The 26,966-nt window shown below is 48.1% G+C and carries 24 protein-coding genes; 11 read left to right on the top strand and 13 right to left on the bottom strand.

The window, feature by feature from the left end; all coding sequences use genetic code 11:
• Window positions 1-12: 12 nt before the first annotated feature.
• The 6 genes from ACVA53_RS06255 (at window position 13) to ACVA53_RS06230 (ending at window position 7,966) form a co-directional block, all read left to right on the top strand.
• A complete protein-coding gene (locus ACVA53_RS06255; protein WP_446504720.1) occupies window positions 13-1,644 on the top strand; it encodes an ABC transporter substrate-binding protein in 1,632 nt (543 codons plus the stop codon).
• Window positions 1,645-1,759: 115 nt separating this feature from the next.
• Window positions 1,760-2,680, top strand: coding sequence for an oligopeptide ABC transporter permease OppB (gene oppB, locus ACVA53_RS06250; protein WP_255042059.1), 921 nt, complete (start codon window positions 1,760-1,762; stop codon window positions 2,678-2,680).
• A gap of 15 nt (window positions 2,681-2,695) precedes the next feature.
• Window positions 2,696-3,607 carry an oligopeptide ABC transporter permease OppC gene (oppC, locus tag ACVA53_RS06245; RefSeq protein ID WP_255042102.1) on the top strand — a complete coding sequence of 304 codons (912 nt, stop codon included), beginning with the start codon at window positions 2,696-2,698 and terminating at the stop codon, window positions 3,605-3,607.
• Between the two features lie 72 nt (window positions 3,608-3,679).
• A complete protein-coding gene (gene oppD / locus ACVA53_RS06240; protein ID WP_255042060.1) occupies window positions 3,680-4,645 on the top strand; it encodes an ABC transporter ATP-binding protein in 966 nt (321 codons plus the stop codon).
• On the top strand, window positions 4,645-5,634 hold the full coding sequence (gene oppF / locus ACVA53_RS06235) for a murein tripeptide/oligopeptide ABC transporter ATP binding protein OppF (RefSeq protein ID WP_255042061.1): 990 nt from the start codon (window positions 4,645-4,647) through the stop codon (window positions 5,632-5,634). The genes oppD and oppF overlap by 1 nt, the downstream gene beginning before the upstream one ends.
• A gap of 220 nt (window positions 5,635-5,854) precedes the next feature.
• Window positions 5,855-7,966, top strand: coding sequence for a methyl-accepting chemotaxis protein (locus ACVA53_RS06230; protein WP_255042062.1), 2,112 nt, complete (start codon window positions 5,855-5,857; stop codon window positions 7,964-7,966).
• A gap of 135 nt (window positions 7,967-8,101) precedes the next feature.
• Here ACVA53_RS06230 and ACVA53_RS06225 read toward each other — a convergent pair whose 3' ends face one another.
• The gene (locus ACVA53_RS06225; protein WP_255042063.1) at window positions 8,102-9,235 is read right to left on the bottom strand and encodes a ribosomal protein uL16 3-hydroxylase; all 1,134 of its coding nucleotides are present in this window, start codon (window positions 9,233-9,235) and stop codon (window positions 8,102-8,104) included.
• Between the two features lie 225 nt (window positions 9,236-9,460).
• On the opposite strand from ACVA53_RS06225, the gene ACVA53_RS06220 reads away from it, so the two are divergent.
• The gene (locus tag ACVA53_RS06220) at window positions 9,461-9,799 is read left to right on the top strand and encodes a zinc ribbon domain-containing protein YjdM (RefSeq protein ID WP_255042064.1); all 339 of its coding nucleotides are present in this window, start codon (window positions 9,461-9,463) and stop codon (window positions 9,797-9,799) included.
• Window positions 9,800-9,912: 113 nt separating this feature from the next.
• On the opposite strand, the gene purB is transcribed toward ACVA53_RS06220, so the two are convergent.
• The 4 genes from purB to ACVA53_RS06200 all read right to left on the bottom strand — a co-directional run bounded on the left by purB (window position 9,913) and on the right by ACVA53_RS06200 (window position 14,036).
• On the bottom strand, window positions 9,913-11,283 hold the full coding sequence (gene purB / locus ACVA53_RS06215) for an adenylosuccinate lyase (RefSeq protein ID WP_255042065.1): 1,371 nt from the start codon (window positions 11,281-11,283) through the stop codon (window positions 9,913-9,915).
• 108 nt (window positions 11,284-11,391) lie between these two features.
• A complete protein-coding gene (gene hflD, locus ACVA53_RS06210; protein ID WP_255042066.1) occupies window positions 11,392-12,009 on the bottom strand; it encodes a high frequency lysogenization protein HflD in 618 nt (205 codons plus the stop codon).
• Window positions 12,010-12,023: 14 nt separating this feature from the next.
• A complete protein-coding gene (mnmA, locus tag ACVA53_RS06205; protein ID WP_255042067.1) occupies window positions 12,024-13,139 on the bottom strand; it encodes a tRNA 2-thiouridine(34) synthase MnmA in 1,116 nt (371 codons plus the stop codon).
• Window positions 13,140-13,394: 255 nt separating this feature from the next.
• Window positions 13,395-14,036 (bottom strand): pseudouridine synthase, encoded by a 642-nt coding sequence (locus tag ACVA53_RS06200; RefSeq protein WP_446504719.1) that lies wholly within the window; start codon window positions 14,034-14,036, stop codon window positions 13,395-13,397.
• A 142-nt stretch (window positions 14,037-14,178) separates the two neighbouring features.
• On the opposite strand from ACVA53_RS06200, the gene icd reads away from it, so the two are divergent.
• Window positions 14,179-15,432 (top strand): NADP-dependent isocitrate dehydrogenase, encoded by a 1,254-nt coding sequence (gene icd, locus ACVA53_RS06195; protein ID WP_446504718.1) that lies wholly within the window; start codon window positions 14,179-14,181, stop codon window positions 15,430-15,432.
• Window positions 15,433-15,717: 285 nt separating this feature from the next.
• Here the strand turns inward: icd and cspD are convergent, their stop codons facing one another.
• Window positions 15,718-15,939 (bottom strand): cold shock domain-containing protein CspD, encoded by a 222-nt coding sequence (gene cspD, locus ACVA53_RS06190; protein WP_255042070.1) that lies wholly within the window; start codon window positions 15,937-15,939, stop codon window positions 15,718-15,720.
• Between the two features lie 462 nt (window positions 15,940-16,401).
• Between cspD and clpS the strand changes: the two genes are divergently transcribed.
• Window positions 16,402-16,722, top strand: coding sequence for an ATP-dependent Clp protease adapter ClpS (gene clpS, locus ACVA53_RS06185; RefSeq protein ID WP_255042071.1), 321 nt, complete (start codon window positions 16,402-16,404; stop codon window positions 16,720-16,722).
• A gap of 48 nt (window positions 16,723-16,770) precedes the next feature.
• A complete protein-coding gene (clpA, locus tag ACVA53_RS06180) occupies window positions 16,771-19,035 on the top strand; it encodes an ATP-dependent Clp protease ATP-binding subunit ClpA (protein ID WP_255042072.1) in 2,265 nt (754 codons plus the stop codon).
• A gap of 87 nt (window positions 19,036-19,122) precedes the next feature.
• Here clpA and speB read toward each other — a convergent pair whose 3' ends face one another.
• The 6 genes from speB to aat form a co-directional block, all read right to left on the bottom strand.
• Complete coding sequence (gene speB / locus ACVA53_RS06175; RefSeq protein ID WP_446504717.1) at window positions 19,123-20,037, bottom strand: agmatinase; 915 nt, start codon at window positions 20,035-20,037, stop codon at window positions 19,123-19,125.
• A gap of 76 nt (window positions 20,038-20,113) precedes the next feature.
• The gene (gene speA, locus ACVA53_RS06170) at window positions 20,114-22,036 is read right to left on the bottom strand and encodes a biosynthetic arginine decarboxylase (RefSeq protein ID WP_446504716.1); all 1,923 of its coding nucleotides are present in this window, start codon (window positions 22,034-22,036) and stop codon (window positions 20,114-20,116) included.
• Window positions 22,037-22,202: 166 nt separating this feature from the next.
• Window positions 22,203-22,454: a hypothetical protein gene (locus ACVA53_RS06165; protein WP_255042076.1), complete on the bottom strand. Its 252-nt coding sequence runs from the start codon at window positions 22,452-22,454 to the stop codon at window positions 22,203-22,205.
• Window positions 22,455-22,739: 285 nt separating this feature from the next.
• Window positions 22,740-22,958 (bottom strand): translation initiation factor IF-1, encoded by a 219-nt coding sequence (gene infA, locus ACVA53_RS06160; protein ID WP_005298441.1) that lies wholly within the window; start codon window positions 22,956-22,958, stop codon window positions 22,740-22,742.
• Between the two features lie 175 nt (window positions 22,959-23,133).
• The gene (locus tag ACVA53_RS06155) at window positions 23,134-23,838 is read right to left on the bottom strand and encodes an arginyltransferase (protein ID WP_255042103.1); all 705 of its coding nucleotides are present in this window, start codon (window positions 23,836-23,838) and stop codon (window positions 23,134-23,136) included.
• A 5-nt stretch (window positions 23,839-23,843) separates the two neighbouring features.
• The gene (aat, locus tag ACVA53_RS06150; protein ID WP_255042085.1) at window positions 23,844-24,557 is read right to left on the bottom strand and encodes a leucyl/phenylalanyl-tRNA--protein transferase; all 714 of its coding nucleotides are present in this window, start codon (window positions 24,555-24,557) and stop codon (window positions 23,844-23,846) included.
• A gap of 89 nt (window positions 24,558-24,646) precedes the next feature.
• Here aat and ACVA53_RS06145 point away from each other — a divergent pair, with 89 nt between their 5' ends.
• Window positions 24,647-25,108 (top strand): glycine zipper 2TM domain-containing protein, encoded by a 462-nt coding sequence (locus ACVA53_RS06145; RefSeq protein WP_255042105.1) that lies wholly within the window; start codon window positions 24,647-24,649, stop codon window positions 25,106-25,108.
• A gap of 79 nt (window positions 25,109-25,187) precedes the next feature.
• Here ACVA53_RS06145 and pyk read toward each other — a convergent pair whose 3' ends face one another.
• Window positions 25,188-26,633 (bottom strand): pyruvate kinase, encoded by a 1,446-nt coding sequence (pyk, locus tag ACVA53_RS06140; RefSeq protein WP_446504715.1) that lies wholly within the window; start codon window positions 26,631-26,633, stop codon window positions 25,188-25,190.
• Window positions 26,634-26,966: the final 333 nt, after the last annotated feature.

The raw sequence follows: 26,966 nt of genomic DNA, 5'->3' as shown, positions 1-26,966 counted from the left end.
TGGAGCTAATGCATGTATAAGAATAAAATTACCCAGGCGATTCTTCTGGGTGCTGGTATGGCTGTAGCAGCCACTTCTTTTTCCACACTTGCTGCTGATGTACCTGAAGGGGTAAAGCTTGCTGCCAAGCAAGAATTGGTTCGTGGTAATGGCACTGAAGTTGCTTCCCTTGACCCACATAAAACTGAAGGTGTGCCTGAGTCACACGTCATCCGCGACCTGCTTGAAGGTTTGGTTAACCAAGATGAAAACGGTAACACGGTTCCTGGTGTTGCAGAATCTTGGGAAACAACAGACAACCGCACTTTCACATTTCACCTACGCAAAGATGCTAAATGGTCAAACGGCGACCCTGTGACTGCACACGACTTCGTGTACAGCTTCAAGCGTGCTGTTGATCCAGCGACAGCGTCTCCATACTCATGGTATCTAGAAATGACCACCATGAAGAATGCAGATGAAATTATCGCGGGTAAAGCAGACAAGAACACGCTAGGTGTTTCGGCGACAGATGACAACACTCTGGTTATCGAACTTGAGCAGGCTGTACCGTACTTCGTTAAGATGATGGGTCACACCACCGTTAAGCCAGTAAACCGCAAGGTTGTTGAAAAATTTGGCGATAACTGGACCAAACCAGAAAACTTCGTGGGTAACGGTGCTTACACGCTAGACAATTGGGTTGTCAACGAGCGTATCGTATTAACTCGCAACGAAAACTACTGGGATAACGACAAAACCGTTATCAACAAGGTTACGTTCCTACCAATCGAAAACCAAGTTGCTGAAATGAACCGCTTCCTAGCAGGCGAGATTGATATCACCAACGAACTACCAAACGAGCACTTCCGTCGCCTTGAGAAGCAGCACGCTGATTCAGTGTCTATCTCCGGTAACCTGTGTTCTTACTACTACGGCTTTAATAACCAAAAAGCGCCTTTTGACGACGTACGTGTCCGTAAAGCCCTGTCTTACGCTATTGACCGTGACATCGTTACCAAAGCGCTGCTTGGCCAAGGCCAGAAGTCGGGCTATTTCCTAACACCTGAAATTACAGCTAACTTCAACCCAGTGACGCCTGAGTACGGTCAAATGACTCAGAAAGAGCGTAACGCGAAAGCGAAAGAGCTGCTAGAAGAAGCCGGTTTCGGTCCAGGTAACCCTCTGAATTTCACTCTGCTTTATAACACATCGGAAAACCACAAGAAGATTGCAGTTGCGATTGCTTCTATGTGGAAAAAGAATCTAGATGTTACCGCTAACTTGGAAAACCAGGAGTGGAAGACTTACCTAGATACTCGTCGTCAGGGTGACTTTGACGTAACGCGTGCTGGCTGGTGTGGTGATTACAATGAAGCATCAAGCTTCCTGTCTTTAATGCAGAGCAACAACAGCTCAAATGACCCTCGTTACAACAGCAAGGCATACGATGCGATCATGGCGAAAGCGCTGGACTCTACTTCAGATGCCGAGCGTGAGCAGCTATACATCCAGGCTGAGCAGCTGCTAGCCGAAGATATGCCAATTGCACCTATCTACCAATATGTGAAAGCGCGTCTGGTTAACCCACAAGTGGGTGGCTACCCTGCAAACAACGCAGAAGACAAGCTGTTTTCCAAAGATATGTACATCATTGCTGAATAATAACCAGCAAGAAGCATGATAATAAGCGCTGCTCTCTGGATGAGAGCAGTGCCCTTTCTGGCATTTCAAGCCAGTAGATTTTTACTGTCACAGACTAAAAAGAACGGTGGAGTTTATGATTAAATTCATCGCAAAACGGATTTTTGAAGCAATACCAACCCTGTTGGTACTAATTACAATATCCTTTTTCCTGATGCGCTTTGCACCAGGCAATCCATTTTCCAGCGAGCGTCCACTTCCTCCAGAAGTGATGGCTAACATCGAGGCCAAGTATGGCCTAGATAAACCTGTATTTGAGCAATACACCACGTACCTTGGCAACATCGTGCAAGGTGATTTTGGCCCATCCTTTAAATATAAAGATTTCACCGTGAATGAGCTGGTTTCCAAAGCCTTGCCTGTTTCGGCAAAAATCGGCTTCTTTGCGTTTATCTTTGCATTGGTGATGGGGGTCACCGTCGGCACCATTGCCGCGTTGAAGCAAAACAGTTGGATAGATTACTGCATAATGTCGACGGCCATGGCCGGGGTGGTAATGCCGTCGTTTATTCTCGCCCCGGTACTGATCTATATCTTCTCTATCAATTTAGGCTGGCTACCTGCTGGTGGCTGGAACGACGGTGGCATGAAATACATGCTGTTGCCAATGATGGGCATGTCTTTGTTGTACGTGGCTACTTTTGCCCGTATTACCCGTGGCAGCATGATTGAAACCCTTAACAGTAACTTTATTCGTACCGCACGAGCGAAAGGTTTGGGTTACGGCTACATCATCATCAAGCATGCTCTGAAGCCAGCTTTGCTGCCGGTGGTTTCTTATATGGGGCCAGCTTTCGTCGGTATCATCACCGGCTCGGTTGTTATCGAAACCATCTTCGGCCTGCCGGGGATAGGTAAGTTGTTTGTCAACGCCGCTTTCAACCGTGACTACTCTCTAGTATTGGGTATCACTATTCTGATTGGTTCTTTGACCATTATCTTCAACGCCATTGTCGACATTGTTCTGGCGTACATTGATCCAAAAATCCGTTACTAAGGGGCTCAACCGATGATGCTGACAAAAAAAGAAAATGTAGAAGCGGTTGAAAACTTTTCCGAGCAATTGGAAATTGAAGGCCGTAGTTTGTGGCAAGATGCCCGTATCCGTTTTATGCGAAATAAAGCGGCGATGGTGAGCTTGACGATTCTGTCTTTGATCACCTTGGCGGTTATTTTTGGCCCGATGTTTAGTAACTATGCATTTGATGATACCGACTGGTACGCACTGCATTCCGCGCCAAGCTTCGGTGCCGAAGGCCACTTCTTTGGCACTGACAGTTTAGGTCGTGATCTGTTTACCCGTACGTTGGTCGGGGGGCGGATCTCACTGATGGTGGGGATCATGGGCGCATTGGTTGCGGTCCTGATCGGTACTCTTTACGGGGCAACCTCGGGTTTTATTGGTGGCCGTACCGACCGGGTGATGATGCGTATTCTGGAAATTCTCTACTCGATCCCGTTCATGTTCTTCGTGATCGTACTGGTGACTTTCTTTGGTCGTAACATCATGCTGATCTTTGTGGCGATTGGTGCAATTTCATGGCTCGATATGGCACGTATCGTTCGTGGCCAAACTCTGTCATTGCGCAGTAAAGAGTTCATTGAAGCCGCGCGCGTATCTGGCGTTAGTCAGTGGCGTATCATTACCCGCCATATCGTACCGAATGTACTGGGTATTGTAGCGGTTTACTCAACCTTGCTAGTGCCGTCTATGATCCTGACCGAGTCGTTCCTTAGTTTCCTAGGCTTGGGTGTTCAGGAGCCGATGACCAGTTGGGGTGCTCTGCTGCAAGAAGGCTCCCAGACCATGGAAGTGGCTATCTGGCAATTGATGTTCCCAGCGGCCTTTATGGTAGTGACGCTGTTCTGCTTTAACTATGTGGGTGACGGTTTGCGTGACGCACTGGATCCAAAAGACAGATAACAAGAAGACCTTTGGTCTGCAATAGCTGGAACGGTGGGCAGGCCAAAGGTAGATAGATTATAAGGAAGTACTATGAGCTTATTAGATGTCAAAGATCTACGCGTAGAATTCAAAACTCAAGACGGTATTGTCACCGCGGTTAACGATCTAAACTTTTCGCTCAACCAGGGTGAGACCCTGGGCATTGTTGGTGAATCCGGCTCAGGTAAGAGCCAGACGGTTTTCGCCATCATGGGCCTGTTGGCCAAAAACGGCATTATTGGCGGTAGCGCCAAGTTTGAAGGCCGAGAAATTCTTAACCTGCCGGAAAAAGAACTGAACCGGATCCGTGCCGAACAAATCGCGATGATTTTCCAGGATCCGATGACCTCTCTGAACCCCTACATGAAAGTAAGTGATCAGCTGATGGAAGTACTGATGCTGCACAAAGGCATGGGGAAATCCGAAGCGTTCGAAGAAAGTGTTCGCATGTTGGATGCGGTAAAAATCCCGGAAGCACGTAAGCGTATTACTATGTACCCACACGAGTTCTCTGGCGGTATGCGTCAGCGTGTGATGATTGCAATGGCGTTGCTGTGCAGCCCTAAGTTGCTGATTGCCGATGAGCCGACGACAGCACTGGATGTGACTGTACAGGCACAGATCATGGAGTTGTTAAACGAGCTGAAAACTGATTTCAACACGGCGATCATCATGATCACTCACGATCTTGGTGTGGTAGCCGGTAGTTGTGACAAGGTACTGGTGATGTACGCTGGCCGTACTATGGAATACGGCAAAATCAATGAGATATTCTACAAGCCATCGCATCCGTATACCGAGGGGCTGCTCAGAGCGATCCCACGTTTAGATACCGACGGTGAAGAGCTTCCAACGATTCCGGGTAACCCGCCTAACTTACTGCGCCTGCCTGTCGGCTGTCCTTATCAGGAACGATGCCACCGTGTATCTAGCCGCTGTTCGCAAGAAGCGCCTCAATTGAAGGCATTTACTGAAGGTCGCTTACGCGCGTGTTTTTCTGATGTGGGGACGTGGTAATGGAAGCTCAAAAGAAAGTATTACTCGATATTCATGATCTGAAGGTTCACTTCAGCATTGCTCAGAAATCAGCGTGGCCATGGACAAAGCCATTGAGCCTAAAAGCGGTTGATGGTGTTGATATCCGCCTATATGAAGGTGAAACACTGGGGGTCGTTGGTGAGTCAGGTTGCGGTAAATCGACTTTTGCCCGTGCTGTGATCGGTTTGGTAGAAGCGACAGATGGAAAGGTGGTTTGGCTCGGTCAGGATCTGACTAAGCTTGATCACAAAGCGATGCGTGAAAAGCGTAAAGATATCCAGATGATTTTCCAGGATCCGCTGGCATCATTGAACCCACGTATGACGGTAGGTGAGATCATTGCCGAGCCTTTGAAAGCTTATTTCCCAGAGCTTTCTGCTGAAGATATTAAAGCTCAAGTTAAAGCGATGATGTCCAAAGTGGGTCTTCTGCCGAACGTGATTAACCGTTACCCACATGAATTTTCAGGGGGCCAGTGTCAGCGCATCGGTATTGCCCGTGCTTTGATCCTCAAACCTAAAATGATCATTTGTGATGAGCCTGTTTCAGCGCTAGATGTATCAATTCAGGCGCAGGTGGTGAATTTGCTGAAATCATTGCAGCAAGAAATGGGCCTGAGCCTAATTTTTATCGCTCACGATTTGTCGGTGGTTAAGCACATTTCTGATCGAGTGTTGGTGATGTATCTCGGCAATGCGGTTGAGATGGGTGAATCCGATGCATTATTTAGTGAGCCAAAGCATCCTTATACCAAAGCGCTGATGTCAGCAGTGCCTATTCCTGATCCGGATTTGGAGCGGGCCAAGCACATTGAGTTGCTGGAAGGGGATTTACCTTCGCCGATGAACCCGCCATCAGGCTGCGTATTCCGAACTCGTTGCCCTGTTGCAACTGTGGAGTGTGCCAATAAGAAGCCAACATTGACTGGCGATGAAGTTCACGCGGTTTCTTGTCTAAACGTTCAATAATTCAAGCCTGTGACAGGCTTTGGGCGCGGTGTAAAAGCCGCGCCTTTTTTATGTCTAATCTTGCGTGATAACTCTAAGAAATCAAATTAAAACAAACTGTTAAATCATTGATGTTATTATAAGTAAAATGTAATAATGAGTTATCTCCAATCATTTTTTCCATTGATGGTAATAAAGTTGCTTGGGGATAGTGAAATAGCAGTAGAACAAGGATTGTTGTATGCGGTCATTATCCGTTAAATGGAAAATAGCCCTGATGGCCGGGCTAGGGTTACTGGCAACAGTAACGGTATTAACAGGCCTCTCTTTTTATTTTGCCTCCCAGAACCAGCAGCTCGTCAGCCAGCAGGTGTTTTCTACCCTCAGGACAAAATCACAACTTGTGGTGCAGGCTCAAGCTGAAAAGCAAAGCACCACGGTTCAGCAGTATCTTGATGAAGCCGCATACCGCGCCGAGATGCTGGCGCAAAGTGTACTGTTTCTAAAACTCAATGCTGAAGAAAACTACACTAACAGCTCTGAGTTGCGTGGTTCAATAAGTGAACTTCTTCGTCGAACCGTCAATGAGTTCGATAATATTCATGGCGCATTTGTGGTGTTCAATCCCGATGCACTCGACGATGAAGACCGCAACTATGTGAATGCCGAATACGTTGGTGCCAATGAGCAGGGACGTTTTTCACCGTACTGGGCTAAGTCACCATTAGGCGAAGCCGAGCAATTTATATTCTCTGAACAGCAATTGTTTTCTAGCCAAGCTGTTTGGTCGCAATGCCTCGAGAGCTCCACTGGACTGTGTGTATCCAACCCCCAGTTGGCAATATTTGGCCAGCAAGCGCCAGTGGTGAGTACGATAACTGTTCCATTAGATGTGAATGGTGAAGTTGTTGGTGTGATGGGGATTGATATCCGACTAGCACCGTTACAACCCTTGGTGCAAGCCGTTGATCAAGCTTTGTTTGACGGTATCGGTCATGTCAGCCTGATCAGCCAGGACAATACTATTGTCGCTTGGGATCAGGGCCAAAGTCGAATAGGTTTCAAGGTTAATCAATCCGACGGGTTGCCTGGTGAATTGACACAGTGGTTGCAGAGCAGTAAAGAGCAAATACTTTGGACTGCCGATCAGCAGTGGCTGTATGCCTACACGCCGGTAAGGTTGGGGCAGATTAGCTGGGGGATAGTTATCCAGTTACCTGTTGAACGGGTGCTGGCCGAAGCTATCCTATTGGACTCGGATATTTCACAGCAGCGTGAGCAGTCGACATGGGTACAGCTGGTGACTAGTTTGGTGGTTGCTATTGCTGGTTTACTGTTAGTGGTATTTGGGGCTTCTCGTTTGGTCGCGCCCATTCGCCATGTCGCTGAGCGACTTGAAGATATAGCGACTGGGGAAGGGGATCTGACTCAGCGTCTACATGTCGAACAGAATGACGAGGTTGGCCAGCTTGCACTGTGGTTCAACCGCTTCCTGGATAAACTTCAGGCGACAATCGGCGATGTTGTTGTTGCCGTTAATGATGTTGGTACCACGTCAAAAGAAGCGGCACAGGTGGCTAACCACACTCGAGATGGTAGCCAAGCTCAGTTCCGTGAAGTGGATATGGTGGCAACAGCCTCAGAGGAAATGGCCCAGACCGCTGAACAGGTGGTGGGGTATACCGAAACGGCAGTGGTTGCGGCTGGGCAGGCTGAAAGCGCAGTACGCGATGGCCATCAGGTGATCAAGCAATCTGCCACCTCGATGGATAACTTGGTGGTTAGAATGGAAAATGCCGTCCCTGTAGCCAAGGAACTGGAAACTAACAGCGAAGACATTAACCAGATCCTCCAGGTTATAGAGGGGATATCTGAACAGACCAATTTACTGGCATTGAACGCGGCGATTGAAGCTGCCCGTGCCGGAGAACAAGGTCGTGGTTTTGCGGTTGTCGCCGATGAAGTGCGACAGTTAGCCAGTCGTACCCATGATTCGGTCGGACAGATCCGCACTGTTATTGAAATACTGCAGCAGGGAACGCGCGATGTGGTTGCAGCGATTGAAGAAGGTAATCAACTGGCTGGGGAGACATCCTCTCAAGTGGGGCAAGCCGTTGTGAGTCTGGGGCAGATCACCGAGGCGGTGATCTCTATCCAGTCGATGAACGAACAGATCATGCACGCTGCTCAAGAACAACAGTCGGTTTCTGCCGAGGTTAATCGCAACGTCTCGAATATACGCGGCTTAAGTGAAAGTATTCTTGATGAGGCTGAAAAGTCGGCAGGGATAGGCGAACGGTTGGCTGAGCTGTCCCAGCACCAACAAGCTCTAGCTAGTCAGTTTAAGGTCTAATACCAACCTACATAAATACTTGCTCAACGACTTAGCCAGATTGGTATAATTAAGCACTTGATGTCAGCCGTGCGCGCTTAGACAAATAAAAACACCGGATAATCACCCGGTGTTTTTATTTCAAAAGGTTAGATCTTACTCATTTGGGTACCAGTAACCATGATTAACCAGCTGTGTCAGCAAGGCGACAAAAGCGGGGTGATCAATGAGCTTGCCCAGCACGTCTTGGCTGATATCTTCAGCATCACACAGATAGCTAGCGGCAGTGCCACATTCTTCTGGTAGTTCGTAGGTTTCACCGTTGATATACAGCTGGTGGGGCTTTTCTGGATAGTAGAAGGCACGAAGACCTCCCAGCCGCTTGAGGGTTTCACCATTTTCGAGGAACTGGTAGATCTCGGCCTGTTGCCATGGTGGCTCGGCGGCAATCACATCTAATTCGTGTCGGCTTTGGCTCAAGTGTTCACCCATCCACTTTTTCATCATGTCTGGGTGATCCAGCAGGCTACGCATCATGGCTTCCATATCGGCAAACTCGCTGGACAAAATAGCCCCGGGTGTCTTGCGAGCTGGTAGTTCTGGGTTGTGGTAGTGGACATCACCCACCTCGTTAGCAATCACAAAGTCAGCAAAGCTGCTGAGCAATTCCTGTTTCTTCGGCGAGCGGAAGCCAATAGAGAAGCTCATCGAGGTATCGATAGCGTAGCCGTCATGCGGGAACCCGGGTGGAATGTAAAGAATATCACCCGGCTCAAGGATATCGTCAATGATAGGATCGAAGCTTTTGATCTGGCGAAGTGCCGGATGACCAAATTCCTCTTCATAATCGTCTTTTTTCGGGCCGACCCGCCAGTGGCGTTTCCCCGATCCTTGAACGATAAAGACATCATATTGGTCGATGTGAGCGCCAACACCGCCACCTGAAGTTGAGTAACTGATCATCAAGTCATCGAACAGCCAATTGGGCATTTGACGAAATGGTGTGATTAGACGAGCGGCACCTTCGTGCCAATGGTTAGCCGCTTGGACGATGAATGACCAGTTATCTTCCGGTACGTTATCGAAGGAAAGAGGGCCGTGTTTTACATCCCACTTGTCGCCATGCTTGGCGACATAGCGGGAGTCTACTTCTTCTTCCATAGCAAGGCCTGCCAGCTCATCTGGGCTGATAGGGTCGATAAAATCTTTGAAGCCACCTTTGATGATGGTTGGTTTCTTTTGCCAGAACTCTGCAAGAAACTCTTCGAAAGAGAAGGTGAGTTGATACATATGGTTGCTTTTATAGGCTGACTATTGTGTTGGGATTATACTCATAATTATGTCTTGGCTTCGGCTTATTTGCGAGCCGGAACTGATACCGGTGACCCTTGTTACTGAATGGACCGTCTTAAAGCTGCTCTCGCGATCTCACCCAAAAACAGAAAAAATGTGCTCGCGTAAAACGGAGAGAGTCATTACCATGTACGGCGGACTCATTGATAATAGTAGTAATTTATGTCTCTTCCTCCTTGCCCTATGTGCAATTCTGAATACGTCTACCCCGATCAAAATCACCTTATTTGTCCCGAGTGTTCACACGAATGGAACCCGTCGGAAGCTTCTAGTGAAGAGGACACATTGACCGTAAAAGATGCCAACGGCACGTTGCTGGAAGAAGGGGATAAAGTCACGCTAGCCAAAGATCTCAAAGTCAAAGGCAGCTCGATGGTGATGAAGATTGGTACTAAGGCCGTTATTCGTCGGATCGTCGAAGGCAAGGATCACCAACTGGATTGCAAGGTCGACGGTGCTGGCGAAATGATGGTAACGGCGAAGTTCGTGAAAAAAGCTTGAATAGATAACTAATACCAGCCTACATAAATACTTGATCAACTACTTATCCAGATTGGTATAACAAAAAGGCCAGCAAATGCTGGCCTTGTATTAAGCGGTAAATAACGTTGCGATTAAAGCTGGTCAGTTAGTTTAACTGCGTCACCGATGTAGTTCGCTGGCGTCATTTCTTTCAGGCGTGCTTTCTCGTGCTCTGGTAGTTCCAGACCGTCGATGAAGCTGCGCATGCCTTCGCCGTCAACACGCTTGCCGCGAGTTAGCTCTTTTAGCTTCTCGTAAGGTTTTTCGATACCGTAGCGACGCATTACTGTTTGTACAGGCTCAGCCAGTACTTCCCAGTTTCGGTCTAGTTCAGCTTCTAGTGCAGCTTGGTTAACTTCTAGTTTGCTGATACCTTTTAGCGTTGATGTGTATGCAATGATTGCATAACCACAACCTACACCCAAGTTACGTAGAACAGTCGAGTCAGTCAGGTCACGCTGCCAGCGAGAAACAGGTAGTTTCTGTGCTAGGTGGCTGAAGATAGCGTTCGCTAGGCCAAGGTTACCTTCTGAGTTTTCGAAGTCGATTGGGTTAACTTTATGCGGCATTGTAGAAGAGCCGATCTCGCCCGCAATAGTCTTCTGCTTGAAGTGGCCTAGTGCGATGTAGCCCCAAACGTCACGATCGAAGTCCAGTAGGATAGTGTTGAAGCGAGCGATAGCATCGAATAGTTCTGCGATGTAATCGTGCGGCTCAATCTGAGTTGTGTACGGGTTCCACGTTACGCCAAGAGATTCAGTGATGAACTCTTCGCTGAACTGGTGCCAGTCAACTTCAGGGTAAGCAGAGATGTGGGCGTTGTAGTTACCTACAGCACCGTTGATTTTCGCTAGAATTTCAACGTTAGCAATCTGCTTGTATTGGCGTTCCATACGGTATGCAACGTTAGCCATTTCTTTACCCATTGTTGATGGAGAAGCTGGCTGGCCGTGGGTACGAGAAAGAAGTGGTACTTCACGGTATTCGTTGGCAAGGCCTTTGATCGCATCGATAACGTTGCGAATTTCAGGCAGGATAACTTGCTCGCGCGCTTCGTGTAGCATAAGGGCGTGAGACGTGTTGTTGATATCTTCAGAGGTACATGCAAAGTGAATGAATTCATTCACTGCGTGTAGCTCTGGTACTTCAGCGACTTTTTCTTTCAGGAAGTATTCAACAGCTTTTACATCGTGGTTAGTTGTGCGCTCAATGGTCTTGATACGCATAGCGTCTTCTTCGCTGAACTCAGCAGCAACGCGATCTAGGAACGCATTGGCTTCAGCACTAAACGCAGGTACTTCCACGATAGCATCAGTAGCGGCAAGTTTCTGTAACCAGCGGATCTCAACGATTGTGCGGTACTTTAGCAGACCATATTCACTGAAAATGCTGCGAAGTGAAATCGTTTTACTTCCGTAACGGCCATCTACTGGGGAAACAGCAGTCAATGCTGACAGTTCCATGTTGCTCTCTCCTGAATCAATTAAGATTTAAACAAGTGTAACTTCCGCCCTTGCTAAGACATAGCAAGGGGATGAAAAAGTGCCAGCAACGCTGGCACTAAATATTTATTAGCAGCGGGCGAGTAGGATTTTTGCCTGCTCGACCATCTGTTTGCGTCCGAAGATCAAATGGCGGCGTTTGCCGCCTACTTGGCGCCATAGTACCGCGGAGCGAATCGCGGCGAGGAGTAGGGCACGCACCTTGTGCTGCACACTCTGTTGCTGAAGCTGGGCGGGTGTGCCTGTTACTTGGATTCGAGGGCCTAGCGGGCTAATGATATCCAAGTAAATGCTTGCCAAATTACTGATCATTTGGTCTTCCAGCAATTCGAAATGATCCGTCTGGCGTTGAGCCGTACTGATACGATCACCCAGTTGCGCCATGCTGTCTCGGCGGCTGTCCAGCTTACGCTCCAGCGCCATAACACTGACTAAGTAGCGAGTCATTTCATTACCCGAAGGCGTGTTATCAATCTCGGCTGCCAACGCTTCTAGACCGACTTTCAAATTGGCTTCGTTGCCAAAGATCTCAATGGTGTTCGACGGGTTGGTTGCCATGATACTTCTTAGGCTGGCTTCCAGTACGTCATGGTCACAATGGCCGTCTCGGGCAATTTTTTGAACCAGTTTTACTGCCTGGCAAATACCGGCAAAAGCAATGGTACGGTCATATACAGTGTGTGCCACGTGCCTCAACTCCCTTAGATACGCTTCTCAATAATACCGCCGCCTAGACAGATTTCACCGCTATAGAATACGGCAGACTGTCCTGGCGTTACCGCAATTTGCGGCTCGTCGAAGATGACCTTGATAGTTTCATCATCAACGGGGATGACAGTACAAGGGATATCTTGCTGACGGTAGCGTGTTTTAACCGTGCACTTGAACGGTTCGCGAATAGGCTGGCGGTCAACCCAATGTAGCTGAGCGGCAACCAAGCCGTCTGACTTCAAGCGAGGGTGATCTTTACCTTGCCCAACAATCAGAACGTTACGTTCTACATCTTTGTCGACAACGAACCATGGCTCTTCATTACCACCGCCACCTTTTTGGCCGCCGATCAATAGACCTTTACGCTGGCCTAGGGTGTGGTACATCAGACCCTGGTGTTCGCCAATCACTTTGCCTTCGTCGGCTGTTTCAATATTACCTGGCTGTGCAGGTAGGTATTTGCTCAAAAAGTCCGTGAACTTACGTTCACCAATAAAACAGATACCTGTTGAATCTTTTTTCTTTGCGGTGATCAGATCCTGCTCTTCTGCAATGCGGCGAACTTCTGGTTTTTCCAGTTCACCGACAGGGAATAGGCTGCGGCTAATTTGCTCGTGGCTCAAGGTGTACAGGAAGTAGCTCTGATCTTTGTTATTGTCGACACCGCGTAGCATTTTTGGCAGTTCACCTTCAGCGGTTGGGAAGCTGCGACGAGTATAGTGACCCATAGCAATGTAATCGGCTTCCAGCACTTCGTCAGCGAAGTCCAAAAATGCTTTGAATTTAATTTCTTTGTTACAAAGAATGTCTGGGTTTGGTGTACGGCCTGCTTTGTACTCTGCTAGGAAGTACTCGAAGACATTGTCCCAGTACTCGGCCGCAAAGTTGATGGTGTGCAGGTGGATACCCAGTTTGTCACATACAGCTTGTGCGTCAGCGAGATCTTCGGCTGCAGAGCAGTACTCATCGTTGTCGTCTTCTTCCCAGTTTTTCATAAACAGGCCTTCAACTTGGTAACCCTGTTGAAGAAGAAGGTACGCGGATACCGAGGAATCTACACCGCCGGACATGCCGACAATGACTTTTTTCTGGCTGTTATCTGACATTTTACTCTTCAGTCGTTAATAAAAGTTAAGGTCGCGATTCTAACAGAAAGCTACAGGCCGAAACAGACCGAGAGCGGAATCACACTTTAATAATTTTATCGACTTCATTTCTTTATTTGCGCAAACGTTTGCTTGTGGTGGCAATGATAGATGAGGGCGAGACAAAAGTGTAGTGTTTTTAATGTTAAATTCGTAAAAATGCAGCGTCAAAATGTGAAGTGTTTACCAGCAGCGAGATACTGCCAGTAAACCGGATCAAGAGGTGCTTATTTGGACTTCTTTCCACTCGCCCGGGGCGAGGTCGTTGACTGTCCAATCTGCCACCTGATAACGAATAAGGCGCAGGGTCGGATAGCCCAGATGGGCGGTCATTCTACGTACTTGCCGATTACGACCTTCTTTGAGGGTAATCGCTAACCAAGTGGTCGGTATGTTTTTGCGTTCGCGGATTGGCGGAACACGCTCCCAAACCTCGGGACTGTCGATGACTTCGACGCCAGCCGGTAGAGTCGGGCCATCTTTTAAGGTAACACCTCGGCGCAGCTGTTCGAGTTCTTCCTCGCTAGGGGCTCCTTCAACCTGAACCCAGTAGGTTTTTGGTTGCTTGGATTTAGGTTGGGTCAACTGCGCTTGCAACACGCCGTCGTTAGTCAGCACTAACAACCCTTCACTGTCTTTATCCAGTCTACCTGCGGGATAGACGTCTTTGACCGGAACAAAATCCGACAGAGTTTTATCTCCAGGCTCACCGGTAAACTGGGTGAGAACGTTAAAAGGTTTGTTAAATAAAATGATCTTTGTGGGACCGCGTGGACGTCTTGGTTTATTGCGCATTCTTGATGCTCTGCGCTCATTATTGGTACGCTTGGGTTGACGTGAAGAGGTATTTGGCTTCATAAATAGCGAGTTGTACAAGGGAAAAGAAAATTGACATGCCTATTATACTCGAAAAATTCCATGAGTGGCGTATTGATAAAAATTCGAGTATGATTTGCGCGCATCTTACAAAAAGATAACAAATGGACGCTAGGAGATTTAAATGGATAGTAAAGTAGTTGTACCAGCTGAAGGTCAGAAAATCACTCTGGATTCTGAAGGTAAACTGGTCGTTCCTAACAACCCTGTCATTCCTTACATTGAAGGTGACGGTATTGGGGTTGATGTAAGCCCTGCTATGATTAAAGTCGTTGATGCCGCTATCGATAAAGCGTACGGCGGTGACCGCAAGATTGCCTGGATGGAAATCTACACCGGTGAAAAATCAACGCAAGTATACGGTGAAGATGCTTGGTTACCGCAAGAAACCCTTGATTATATCCGCGACTACAAAGTTGCAATCAAAGGTCCTCTGACGACTCCAGTTGGTGGCGGTATCCGTTCACTTAACGTTGCGCTTCGTCAAGAGCTAGACCTGTACATCTGTGCTCGTCCAGTGCGCTATTTCGAGGGTGTACCAAGCCCACTCAAGCAGCCTGAACTGACAGACATGGTTATTTACCGTGAAAACTCAGAAGATATCTACGCAGGTGTTGAGTTCCAGGCGGGTACTGCAGAAGCAGATAAAGTCATCAAGTTCTTGCAAGATGAAATGGGCGCCACGAAAATCCGTTTCCCACAGCAATGTGGTGTCGGTATTAAGCCTGTATCTGAAGAAGGTACTAAGCGACTTGTTCGTGCTGCCATCCAGTACACTATCGACAACGACCGTGACTCGCTAACGTTGGTCCACAAAGGTAACATCATGAAGTTCACCGAAGGTGCCTTCAAAGATTGGGGTTACGAAGTGGCAGCGAAGGAATACGGTGCTGAGCTGCTAGACGGTGGTCCATGGATGACACTGAAAAACCCGAATACGGGTAAAGAAATCATCATTAAAGACAGCATTGCTGATGCATTCCTACAGCAAATCCTGCTACGCCCTGCAGAGTATGATGTGATTGCGACAATGAACCTGAACGGTGACTATGTGTCTGATGCACTAGCTGCACAGGTTGGTGGTATTGGTATTGCACCAGGTGCAAACATCGGTGATGGTGTGGCGCTGTTTGAAGCAACACACGGTACGGCACCTAAGTATGCAGGCCAAGACAAAGTGAACCCTGGCTCATTGATCCTATCGGCTGAGATGATGCTTCGCCACTTAGGCTGGACTGAAGCGGCAGATTTGATCATCAGCTCGATGGAAGCGGCAATCAGCAACAAGACTGTGACTTATGATTTTGAGCGCCAAATGGAAGGTGCAACACTGCGTAGGTGTTCCGAGTTTGCTGATGATATGATTGAGCAGATGTAATTCTGTGTCATTAATGCGATAAAGTAAGAAAAAGCTCAGCCAAGTGCTGGGCTTTTTTGTGCCTGTTTAATGCTAGAAAGTGAGACGACAAGAACACTTTGTAGTGGTTATGTTAAAATGGTCTGTTGGTTTTTAATGGTGGATTATGCATAAATTATGCAGTTTTATTTGAGGGTGAAGAGGGATATTTGCAAGGCTAATATCGCGTTTTACAGTGAAAAGGCAGAAGGTAATAAAAGACGAGCAGCTGCTCGCCTTCAGAAAGAATCGTAAAGATGAAAGTGACTATTTAACAGCTTCACCTTCAAAAGGAACGATTTCCTTGGCATGGAACCCTTTTGGACCAGTTTCAACTGTATAGTTGACCTGCTGGCCTGCTTTTAGTGTACGGTAACCATCCATCTGAATAGTTGAATAATGGGCGAAAATATCGCCTTCGCCTGTCTCAGGGCAGATAAAACCAAATCCCTTAGCGTTATTAAACCATTTAACTGTACCTGTTGCCATGCTTACTTCCTTCTGTGCATTCAAGTTCCATTTTGCATTAGTCTGCTAACTCCTTTTTATCACGACTTGCATACTAATGCTAATTTGATGCAGTTGATATCTACTACAAGTTACACTTTAGTAAAAGGAAGTGGGCAGTCAAGCTAGTTGCATAACATTTTGTTAAAATATGATGCTACATTAAGTTTTTGACGTTTTACTGAATTTTCTTGCTTTTCTGGTACGGATCTTATGCAACTTGTAGCTTTGTGGCTGTATCTCCCAGTTTGACTCAAAACGACGGCTATTAGCTCGGATTGTCGGCTTAGTCATAGTCATCTCTGATTTGCTGGAATACAATGTGTGCATTAGTCTGAATATAGAGGTAGGGAAAAGTTAGTCGAGTAAACCATGAAAACACTATTGAGTAGTAACTCATTGTTTCTTGGTAGACTATTCCTACTGTATTGGTAAGTTAAGTTTATGAGTAAGTTATACGAGTGGATAATTCCTGACTCTGATGTATTGGAGGAAGAGGAAGTCCAGGCCAAACCACCATCGATGTATAAAGTAATTTTAAATAATGATGATTACACACCGATGGATTTTGTGATAGAAGTGTTACAGAAGTTCTTCTCCATGGATCTGGAGAAATCAACACAGTTGATGCTAACTGTACATTACGAGGGGAAAGCGGTGTGTGGAACCTTCACCGCCGAGGTTGCCGAAACGAAGGTGGCCCAGGTGATGATGTATGCGAGGGAGCATGAACATCCGCTACTGTGTACGAAGGAAAAGGCTTAGTCTTTTTCCGGCACGCCATCATCGAGTGGTATTTAGGGGAGGTGCCTTATGCTAAACAAAGAACTTGAAGCGAGCTTGAATGCTGCTTTTGCGCGAGCTAGAGAGAAACGTCATGAGTTTATGACGGTTGAACATCTGCTGTTGGCATTATTGGAAAATCCAGCAGCCCAAGAGGCCTTGCTGGCCTGCCGAGCTAATTTGGATACGCTGCGCAAAGAGCTTGATTCGTTTATTGAACAAACGACGCCATTGATCCCAGTGGATGATGAAAGCAGGGAAACTCAGCCTACACTCAGCTTCCAGCGTGTATTACAGCGCGCAGTATTTCACGTTCAATCTTCTGGTCGCAGCGAAGTGACTGGTGCAAACGTACTGGTCGCTATTTTCAGCGAGCAGGAATCACATGCGGCTTACTTGCTCAAGAAGAGTGATATTAGCCGTCTGGATGTCGTTAATTTTATTTCACATGGCACTGTTAAAGACAGTGACAACGACGATATCAATGGTCCAGAAGTCGGGGGTGAAGAAACTCGCGCAGAGCAGGGCTCTGAAGATAAACTCGAGAATTTTGCCACTAACCTTAACCAACTTGCCCGTGCGGGTGGGGTTGACCCACTAATTGGCCGTGATACTGAGCTTGAGCGAACGGTACAGGTGTTGTGCCGCCGCCGTAAGAATAATCCATTATTGGTCGGTGAAGCCGGTGTAGGTAAGACCGCGATTGCTGAAGGTCTGGCATGGCGTATTGTTGAAGGCCAAGTACCTGATGTCATCAAAGATTGTGTGATTTATTCTCTGGATATCGGTTCACTATTGGCCGGTACCAAGTACCGTGGTGATTTCGAGAAGCGTTTCAAAGCAATCCTGAAGCAGCTTGAGAAGGAAGATCAGGCTATTCTGTTCATTGATGAGATCCACACCATTATTGGTGCGGGTGCGGCATCCGGTGGCCAGGTCGATGCGGCTAACTTGATTAAGCCTTTGTTGAGCAACGGTAAGTTGCGTTGCATGGGTTCAACGACGTATCAGGAATACAGTAACATTTTCGAGAAAGAGCGTGCCTTGTCACGTCGCTTCCAGAAAATTGATATTATCGAGCCATCGCTCGACGATACGACCAAGATCTTGATGGGCTTGAAGCCGAAGTATGAAGCACACCATGAAGTGCGTTTCACCAACAAAGCTATCCGTGCGGCTGTCGAGTTGTCGGCTAAGTATATCAATGAGCGTCACCTGCCAGATAAAGCTATTGACGTGATCGATGAAGCGGGTGCCCGCTGCCGTTTGGCACCGGCCAGCCGTCGTAAGAAAACCGTTAATGTCAGCGATATCGAGGCGATGATTGCCAAGATGGCACGTATCCCTGAAAAGTCGGTTTCTTCCAGTGATCGTGATGTGCTGCAGAAGCTGGATAACAAGCTCAAGATGCTGGTGTTCGGTCAGGATCCGGCGATCGATGTCCTTACCGAGGCCATTAAGCTAAGCCGTGCAGGGCTGGGTGCCGAGAATAAACCTGTGGGTTCATTCCTGTTTGCCGGTCCAACGGGCGTAGGTAAGACAGAGGTGACGGTACAGCTAGCTCGTACGCTGGGTATTGAACTGCTTCGCTTTGATATGTCCGAGTACATGGAGCGTCATACGGTGAGCCGTTTGATTGGTGCGCCTCCGGGCTATGTGGGCTACGATCAGGGCGGTTTGTTAACTGATGCCGTGATCAAAAATCCACATTCGGTTGTACTTCTGGATGAAATCGAGAAAGCCCACCCGGATGTATTTAACTTGCTACTCCAGGTGATGGATAACGGTACGCTAACGGATAATAACGGTCGCAAGGCGGATTTCCGCAATGTGATTTTGGTGATGACTACCAATGCCGGTGTTACCGAGACGGTCCGCAAGTCAATTGGTTTGATCCAGCAGGATCACAGCCTTGATGCTATGGGCGAAATCAAACGTGTCTTCACACCTGAATTCCGTAACCGCCTAGATGGCATTATTTGGTTTAACCACCTTGAGAAAGATGTGATTTCTCTGGTGGTCGATAAATTCATTGTCGAACTGCAGGCCCAGTTGGATGCCCGCGGTGTATCGATGGAAGTGTCCTCGAAAGCCCGTGAGTGGTTGGCCAATAAAGGGTATGACAAGGCAATGGGCGCGCGCCCAATGGCCCGCGTGATTCAGGATAACCTGAAGAAGCCAATGGCAAACGAGTTGTTATTTGGTAGCTTGGTCAATGGTGGTTCGGTGCGCGTCAATATCGTTAACGATGAATTGGACTTCCAGTTCAGTAGCGATCTCGAACCTGCCCACTAAATCACAGCATATTTTGCTCTGATATAAAATAACCGCCTGCTGGCGGTTATTTTTTTATTTGACCTCAGGAAGAGTTGGTCTTAGGTACTATTTTCCACTCGCGTACAAATGCAACAAATCCGTTGCAATGGTCGCTGCGGCCAATGCCGTCATATCAGCATGATCGTAGGCAGGTGCAACTTCAACGACGTCCATACCGACCAGATTTATACCCTGCAAACCGCGGATGATTTTCAGTGCCTTATCTGATGTCAGCCCGCCACATACTGGGGTACCCGTGCCTGGGGCAAAGGCAGGATCTAAGCAGTCGATATCGAAGGTGAGGTAAACCGGCATGTCACCCACGGTCAGTTTGATTTTTTCGACAATCTGCTCGACCGACCAGTCGTTGGCCGTGCCGGCATCCAATACACTGAAACCAAGTTTGTTGTTGTAATCGGTACGGATCCCAATCTGAACAGAGTGCTCTGGGTCAATCAAGCCTTCGTTTGGTGCATGGTAGAACATGGTACCATGGTCAAATTGGCTGCCCATATCATAGGTATCGGTATGGGCATCAAAATGGATCAGGGCCATCTTGCCGAATTTCTTGCCGTGGGCGCGCAATAGCGGCAAGGTGACAAAATGATCGCCGCCGAATGTCAGTAGCGTTTTGCCTGCTTCAAGCAGTGACGTCGCATGGTGCTCAAGGCGCTCGCACATCTGGGCTGCATCTCCGCAGTCAAACACCAAATCGCCGCAATCAGCAATACTGAGTTTGTTTTTTAGCTCGAATGTCCATGGCCAGCGTTTTCCTTCCCAGGCAAGATGAGTGGATACTTGGCGAATGGCATTAGGTCCCATGCGACTGCCTGAGCGCCCTGTGGTCGCCATATCGAACGGGACACCAGTAATGATGACATCGGCATCGGTCGCGAGTGGGTTGAATTCTAGCGGCTGGCGCAGAAAGCCGAAAGCATTCGCCGTTAGCGAATAATCAGGATGAGTGGCAAGCGTGGCCATAGTTGGCTCCTAGAGTCGGTAAACGGCCACCCGTGGGCTGGTGGCCAGTTATGTTTATAATCTGCTGGTTAACGTATTAACGCTGGCTTTGGACATCTTCCAGGTAGGTGTAGCCGTTTAGCCCTTCTTCAAGTTCGGCCAAAATAGTGCGATGCTCGCTTTCAGGCAGATGTTGTTTGACCATCTGCTCGTATTGTGCCAAGAAGTTGGCAGAGTCAAGATGGACACTGCGTAGGACATCTTTAACGCTGTCGCCATGATCAATTCGCTCAATCTCATAACCGCCTTCTTGTTGGGCGCGGACTATCGCCGTATCGGTATCACCAAACAGGTTATGCAAATCTCCCAAAATCTCCTGATAAGCGCCGACAAGGAAGAACCCCATACGATATGGCGACTCATCACTCCAAGCCGGCACCGCCAACGTTTTTTCGATCCCCTGTCCTTCGACGTATTGCTCAATAGCACCGTCGGAGTCGCAGGTGATGTCCAAGATCACCGCGCGGCGTTCAGGCTCCTTGTCGAGATTGCTCAGCGGCAGGATAGGGAAAATTTGGTCAATCCCCCATGCATCAGGCAATGACTGGAACAGCGAAAAGTTGACAAAAAATTTGTCAGCAAGGCGCTCATGCTGTTCATCCAGCAGCGGGCGGTGGGCCCGGTTTTTTGCTGACAGCATTTTTTCCAGCTCGTAGCATAGCCGCAGGCTAATTTGCTCCGCCCAAGCTCGCTCGGTAAAGCTGAGTATGCCTAGGGCAAACTGAGTATGTACTTCCGCCAAATCGCTCTGGTTGTCATGGTAAATCTCAATCAGAGAGCGGGCATCGGTAAGAGTCATTAGCTCCCGCCAAGAGTGCCACATATTGTGTAGGATCTGCGGTGCTGCAGCCTCTGGCGGATTGACCTGCTCTTGTTTATACCTTTCTACCCCGATGACGTCAGTGATCAGTACCGCATGGTGAGCGGTTAGATTACGGCCGGACTCCGAGATAATTCTCGGCATAGGGATACTGTACTCTTTACAGATATCGCCCAGGGTGTAGACAATATTGTTAGCATACTCGCGTAGGCTGTAGTTCATCGAACAGCTGCTCTGGCTGCGGGTACCTTCATAGTCGATAGCCAGACCACCGCCCACATCGACAGTGGTGATCCCTGCACCGAGTTTTTTCAGCTCGGCATAGACGCGTCCCGCTTCACCTACAGCACTTCGCACATCACGAATGTTGGCGATTTGTGAGCCGAGGTGGAAGTGCAACAGCTGCAAACAATCGAGCATATCGTTATCACGTAACTGATTGACTACCGATAGTACTTGTGAGGCTGACAGCCCGAACTTGGATTTCTCACCGCCACTGGCTTGCCACTTACCTTTGCCCTGAGAAGCAAGGCGAGCACGCAGACCGAGGCGTGGCCTGACACCAAGCTCAATCGCTTCTTGCATCACGGTTTTAAGCTCGGACAGCTTTTCCAGCACGATATAAACGTCATGGCCGAGTTTTTCGCCGATAAGCGCTAAGCGGATATACTCTCTGTCTTTGTAACCGTTGCAAACAATCACTGAGCTGGCTTGTTGGGCCATGGCAAGTACTGCCATTAGCTCTGGCTTACTACCGGCTTCCAAACCTAGCTGACGCTGCTGCTTGGCATATTGGCTAGCGAGGATCTCACTGACAACGGCTTCTTGCTGGTTAACCTTGATTGGGTAGACCGCCAAATACTCGCCTTGGTATTGGTAGTGGTCGATCGCCTGGTTGAATACCGTACAAAGGGTATCGACCCGGTGGTGGAGAATATCGGGAAATCGCACCAGCACCGGCAAAGACGCGCCCTTGGCAATTAACTGATCAGCCAACAGGGAAAGGGCTATCGTATTGAATGGGTTTTGGCTATCGGGTCTGACAACCACCTCACCCTGAGGGTTGATGTCAAAGTAGCCTTGTCCCCAGTAAGGGATGTTGTAAACGTCACGCGCATTTTGGATAGGCCAATCACTCATTAATTTGTCCTCGAACAGTGATTGGGCACAGACAGTTTTTTGATAGCTGTGGCAAGGCCCAGCCTCAGGACTGTATGCACCAGGTTAGTTAAAACTCATCAGGCAGATGTGCGAAGTGCAGGAAATGCTATGGGCCTCAGCAACATCATCGGTGAACTAAGTTGGTCTAAACGCAGCTAGATAGCGTCTTTTGCGTTCGCCTTTGTGACATACGCTTTTTACGACGGCCAAGGTGTGGCGGTGTGTTAAGCGGTCGGTCTTTGGGGTGAATGGTGGCTGCGATGTCACAAACGTCCACTAGGCTTAGTTGCACCAGTGCATCATGCATTGCGATAGGTTTCATTGTCATTCCTAAACGGCCGTGCTGCTGACAGATTTCACGGTATGACAGAGTAAGGTGAGGGCGGTTCCCTCGCATACACCTCGTTCGCTTATGGCCTTTGGGTGCAGGGGGGATTAGACAACTGAATGCGGAACGAGGCAAATAAAATAATTTTGCGGCATCGATGAGGATTATTTATCGAATCTGTATGGTAATACCAATCTGGATAAGTCGTTGATCAAATATTTATGTAGGTTGGTATAAACCTTGTTTTCAAATTTACTGCTAGCGAGTGGACGGAAGCTGGTTTGCGAGAGCCTAGAAAAATAAAACCCGGCAATAGGCCGGGTTTTATTTGTATTCTGTAATCTTATTTTAAGATTAACGGGCGCGGAAGACGATGCGGCCTTTGGTTAGGTCGTATGGAGTCAATTCCACAGTTACCTTGTCACCAGTAAGAATACGGATGTAGTTTTTACGCATTTTGCCAGAAATGTGAGCGGTAACAACGTGACCGTTCTCAAGCTCTACGCGGAACATGGTGTTAGGTAGTGTATCAAGTACAGTACCTTGCATTTCAATTACGTCTTCTTTTGCCATTGAATCCTCTTAGGCTACCAGCCATTCATCTGATCGGGCTGGATAATGCCTTGAAACTGTTTGAGTGTAAAGTTTAGGCCGCAATTTTACATCTGCGGGTGTACTTTGTCAGCTACTCTAACGCATTAATACGTATTTTATCGTATTTAGCTCAGGTAGCGGTGAAAAATGCAGCTTAGTTTTCATCAAAATGTTGCCATCCCTCAGCAGTCAGCTTTTCGTATGGCTTGAAACGAGTTTTATAGTTCATGGCTTTGCACTGATCGATCTGGTACCCGGGGTAAAGCCAGCGACGACCAGAGCGTTGGCAATACTGGATTTGATACAGGACACAAAGCGTGCCAAGCGACCACGTGCTATCAGGGTCAAAAAAGCTGTACACAGCGCTCATGGCATCGTCGAACACATCGGTGACCGCAATGGCTATCAGCTTTTCTTCCTCATAAACATGGAGGAATAAGGTATCCATCCAGGGGGCAGTACAAAATTCAAAAAATTGCGCTTTATTGGGTGGGTACATACTGCCATCGGCATGACGCTCGGTAATATAGCGTTCGTACAGCGGGTACCAGCCTGGATCCAGCTCAGTCTTGAATTCCCATTGTAGTTTAGTCATTTGGTTGAGTTGACGTTTTTGGCTTTTCGATGGGCGAAAAGCGGCACAATCTACTCGCAGCGGTACGCAGGCGCTACACAGTTGGCACATTGGCTTATAGACAGCACTGCCGCTGCGGCGGTAGCCTGAGGCCAGCAAAAGGGCATAGCCTGGCGGTGACAGCCAGTGTTGATCCATCACCACGCCTAGTTGCTCATCTTGGCCGGGAAGGTAGCTGCACTGCGATTCCGGCGTCAAACCAATGCGTAGAGGGAGCTTGTTAATACTGGTCATGACGGTGAGTAGATTAACTCCTGACGTTGGTAACAGGTTTCATTGAGTATGGCATCTCTTTGCTGGTGGAGAAAATGGGTGAACAGGTTTCGCTCCATTTCGGCGGCTCCCAGCGAGGCAAGGTGGTCATTCATTATTTGGCAATCAATCAGTTGGCCACCATGGGCATTGAAGTGTTCGCAAAACAGCCATAGCGCGATTTTGGACGCATTGTCGGCCAGGGAAAACATGGATTCGCCGCAGAACATGCCGCCGATACTGATACCATATAGCCCACCAACAAGTTGACCTTGCTGCCACACTTCTACGGAGTGACAATACCCAAGATCGTGCAGATGCTGATAAGCTTGGATCATTTCGGCGGTGATCCAAGTTTCCTCTGCTTTGCGGGTGCTGGCACAGAGTTCGATAATATCGTGACAGGCGTGGTTCAATGTGACTTGGTAGCCAGATTTTCGGTAGTATTTCCGTAAGCTCTTACTCGGCTGGAATTGATCTGGCAGGAATACGGCCCTAGGAGCCGGACTCCACCATAGTAAGGGCTCACCTTCGGAAAACCATGGGAAAATCCCTTGGCGGTAAGCGCTGACAAGGCGTTCAGGACGCAGATCACCGCCAAAGGCAAGCAGACCATTGGGGTCTGCCAGTGCCGTTTCTGGGGCGGGAAAATCAGTATTGACCGGATCAAGCTCCGGAAGATAAATTGCCATAATTACACTAAATGTAGCTGATATATCTCTAAGTACTTTATCGTTACTTGGGGATAGAGCTGATGGTTGCCGGGAAAGAGGATTATATGATGAGAAAATGGTTAGTGTTATTGTTAATTTTACCTTTGGCACTTTCTGCGGCGCCGTACAACAGAAATCAGGCGAGAACGGTTAACAAAGTGGTCTTTGGTGATGTCGACAGCGTTCGCTATATAACTCACCAAGATGTGATTGAATCTCAGCGTAATGGCTGGGAAACCCTGCTGGGAGGGGTTATTGGCGGCTTGATCGGCAATCAGTTTGGAGACGGGACGGGGCGAGAAGTTGCGACTGCGGTTGGTGTTGTGGCGGGGGCGGGTATTGCTCATCAGCGCCAGACAACTCAGCAGGTAGTCCAGTACCGGTTCGTTGAGTTACTGATTAAAGCAGATGACGGAACCTTGATTGATGTTATTCAAGATGTCGATAGCACTATGCTATTCCAGCCAAAGGATAAAGTGAGGATCCTCTACTTCGCTAACGGGGTGAGGGTTGATAAAACCTATCCGTAAGTGTGGATATCATTGATAAAGGTATAGAAAAAAAGCGTGATGGCGAACACCGTCACGCTTTATGTATTCAGGCTGTAGATTACTCTACGCTTAGGATTCGCATGTTGTTGGTGCTGCCTACCGTGTCCATGACATCACCCTGAGTGACGATGACCAAGTCACCAGTAGAAAGAAAACCCTTTTCTTTCAGGGTTTCAATAGCGTGCTTCGCGGCGTCCAGGCCAGCATCGCTATCGCGGTTGAAGTAAACTGGCGTAACTCCGCGAAATAACGCAGCACGATTTAGGGTGCTCTCGTTGCGTGACATGGCAAAGATAGGTTTGCCAGACGAAATACGAGACATCATCAGTGGCGTACGGCCAGACTCGGTCATCGCGATCATCGCTTTTACGCCTTCCATGTGGTTTGCTGCATACATGGTAGACATTGCAATGGTTTCTTCAGGTGACTCGAAAGTACGCGCCAAGCGGTGGTTAGACACGTTGATGCTCGGCTCTTTTTCTGCACCCAGACAAACATTAGCCATCGCAGTAACCGTTTCTACTGGGAAGCTACCTGCAGCTGTTTCAGCAGAAAGCATTACAGCGTCAGTACCATCAAGCACAGCATTTGCCACGTCCATGACTTCTGCACGTGTCGGCATAGGGCTGGTGATCATGGTTTCCATCATCTGGGTTGCCGTGATCACGGTACGGTTTAGGCTACGAGCACGACGGATAAGCTTTTTCTGAACGCCGACTAGCTCTGGATCACCGATTTCAACACCTAGGTCACCACGGGCAACCATAACGGCATCTGAAGCCATAATGATATCGTCCATGGCTTCTGTCGTTGCTACCGCCTCAGCTCGCTCGACTTTAGAGACTAGCTTAGCCTCTAACCCTGCATCCATTGCCAGACGACGAGCATATTTCATGTCTTCGCCGTTACGTGGGAAAGAAACAGCAAGGTAATCCACGCCCATTTGAGCAGCGGTAATGATGTCGGCTTTGTCTTTGTCTGTTAGTGCTTCAGCAGAAAGGCCACCGCCTTTCTTGTTGATACCTTTGTTGTTTGACAGTGGGCCAGCAACAGTGACTTCGGTGTGAACCTTGTTGCCATTAACAGCCGTGACTTTGAGTTGAACACGACCATCGTCCAGCAGTAGGACATCACCAGTCTCAACGTCTTTTGGTAGTTCTTTGTAGTCAAGACCGACAGCATGTTGATCACCTTCACCTTTTGCTAGATCGCTGTCTAGGGTGAATTTGTCGCCGATCGCTAGTTGAATCTTGTCATCTTTGAAAGTCGATACACGGATTTTCGGGCCTTGGAGGTCACCTAGGATTGCAACATGCTTGCCTAGTTTAGCGGCGATTTCACGTACAGCCTTGGTGCGCTGGATGTGATCCTCTGGGCTGCCGTGAGAGAAATTCATTCGTACAACATTTGCACCAGCAGCAATAATCTTTTCTAGATTGTTGTCGCGATCGGTTGCAGGACCCAAAGTAGTAACGATTTTAGTACGTCTTAGCCTTTCAGACATCGGAAACTCCATCTGTATCATTGTTTGCCAATGAAACGATTGCTTGTAGAAATCTGCTTCACTGAATTGTGTGAAATATTACTACACATAGAGGGAGAAAGACGCTGCTCTTTATCAACAAACTGTAAGGAAAAAACATATTGTAGGACAAGTTTTGCGTATTTCTTCATCATGGTGTAGAAATATTGCAGGGTTTTAATGTGCAACGCCGCTTATAGTAGCGGTGGGCCGGTTGGATTAAGTGTAGTTGACGGAAGTCGGCTGAGAGCGGCTATTCGAAAGGGCAAATACTAAAAAGGCGCAGCCAAAGCCGCGCCTGTACGCTTAAGTGAT

The sequence above is a fragment of the Photobacterium sp. DNB23_23_1 genome (genome assembly GCF_052873815.1).
This window is presented reverse-complemented; position numbering and strand designations above follow the sequence as displayed.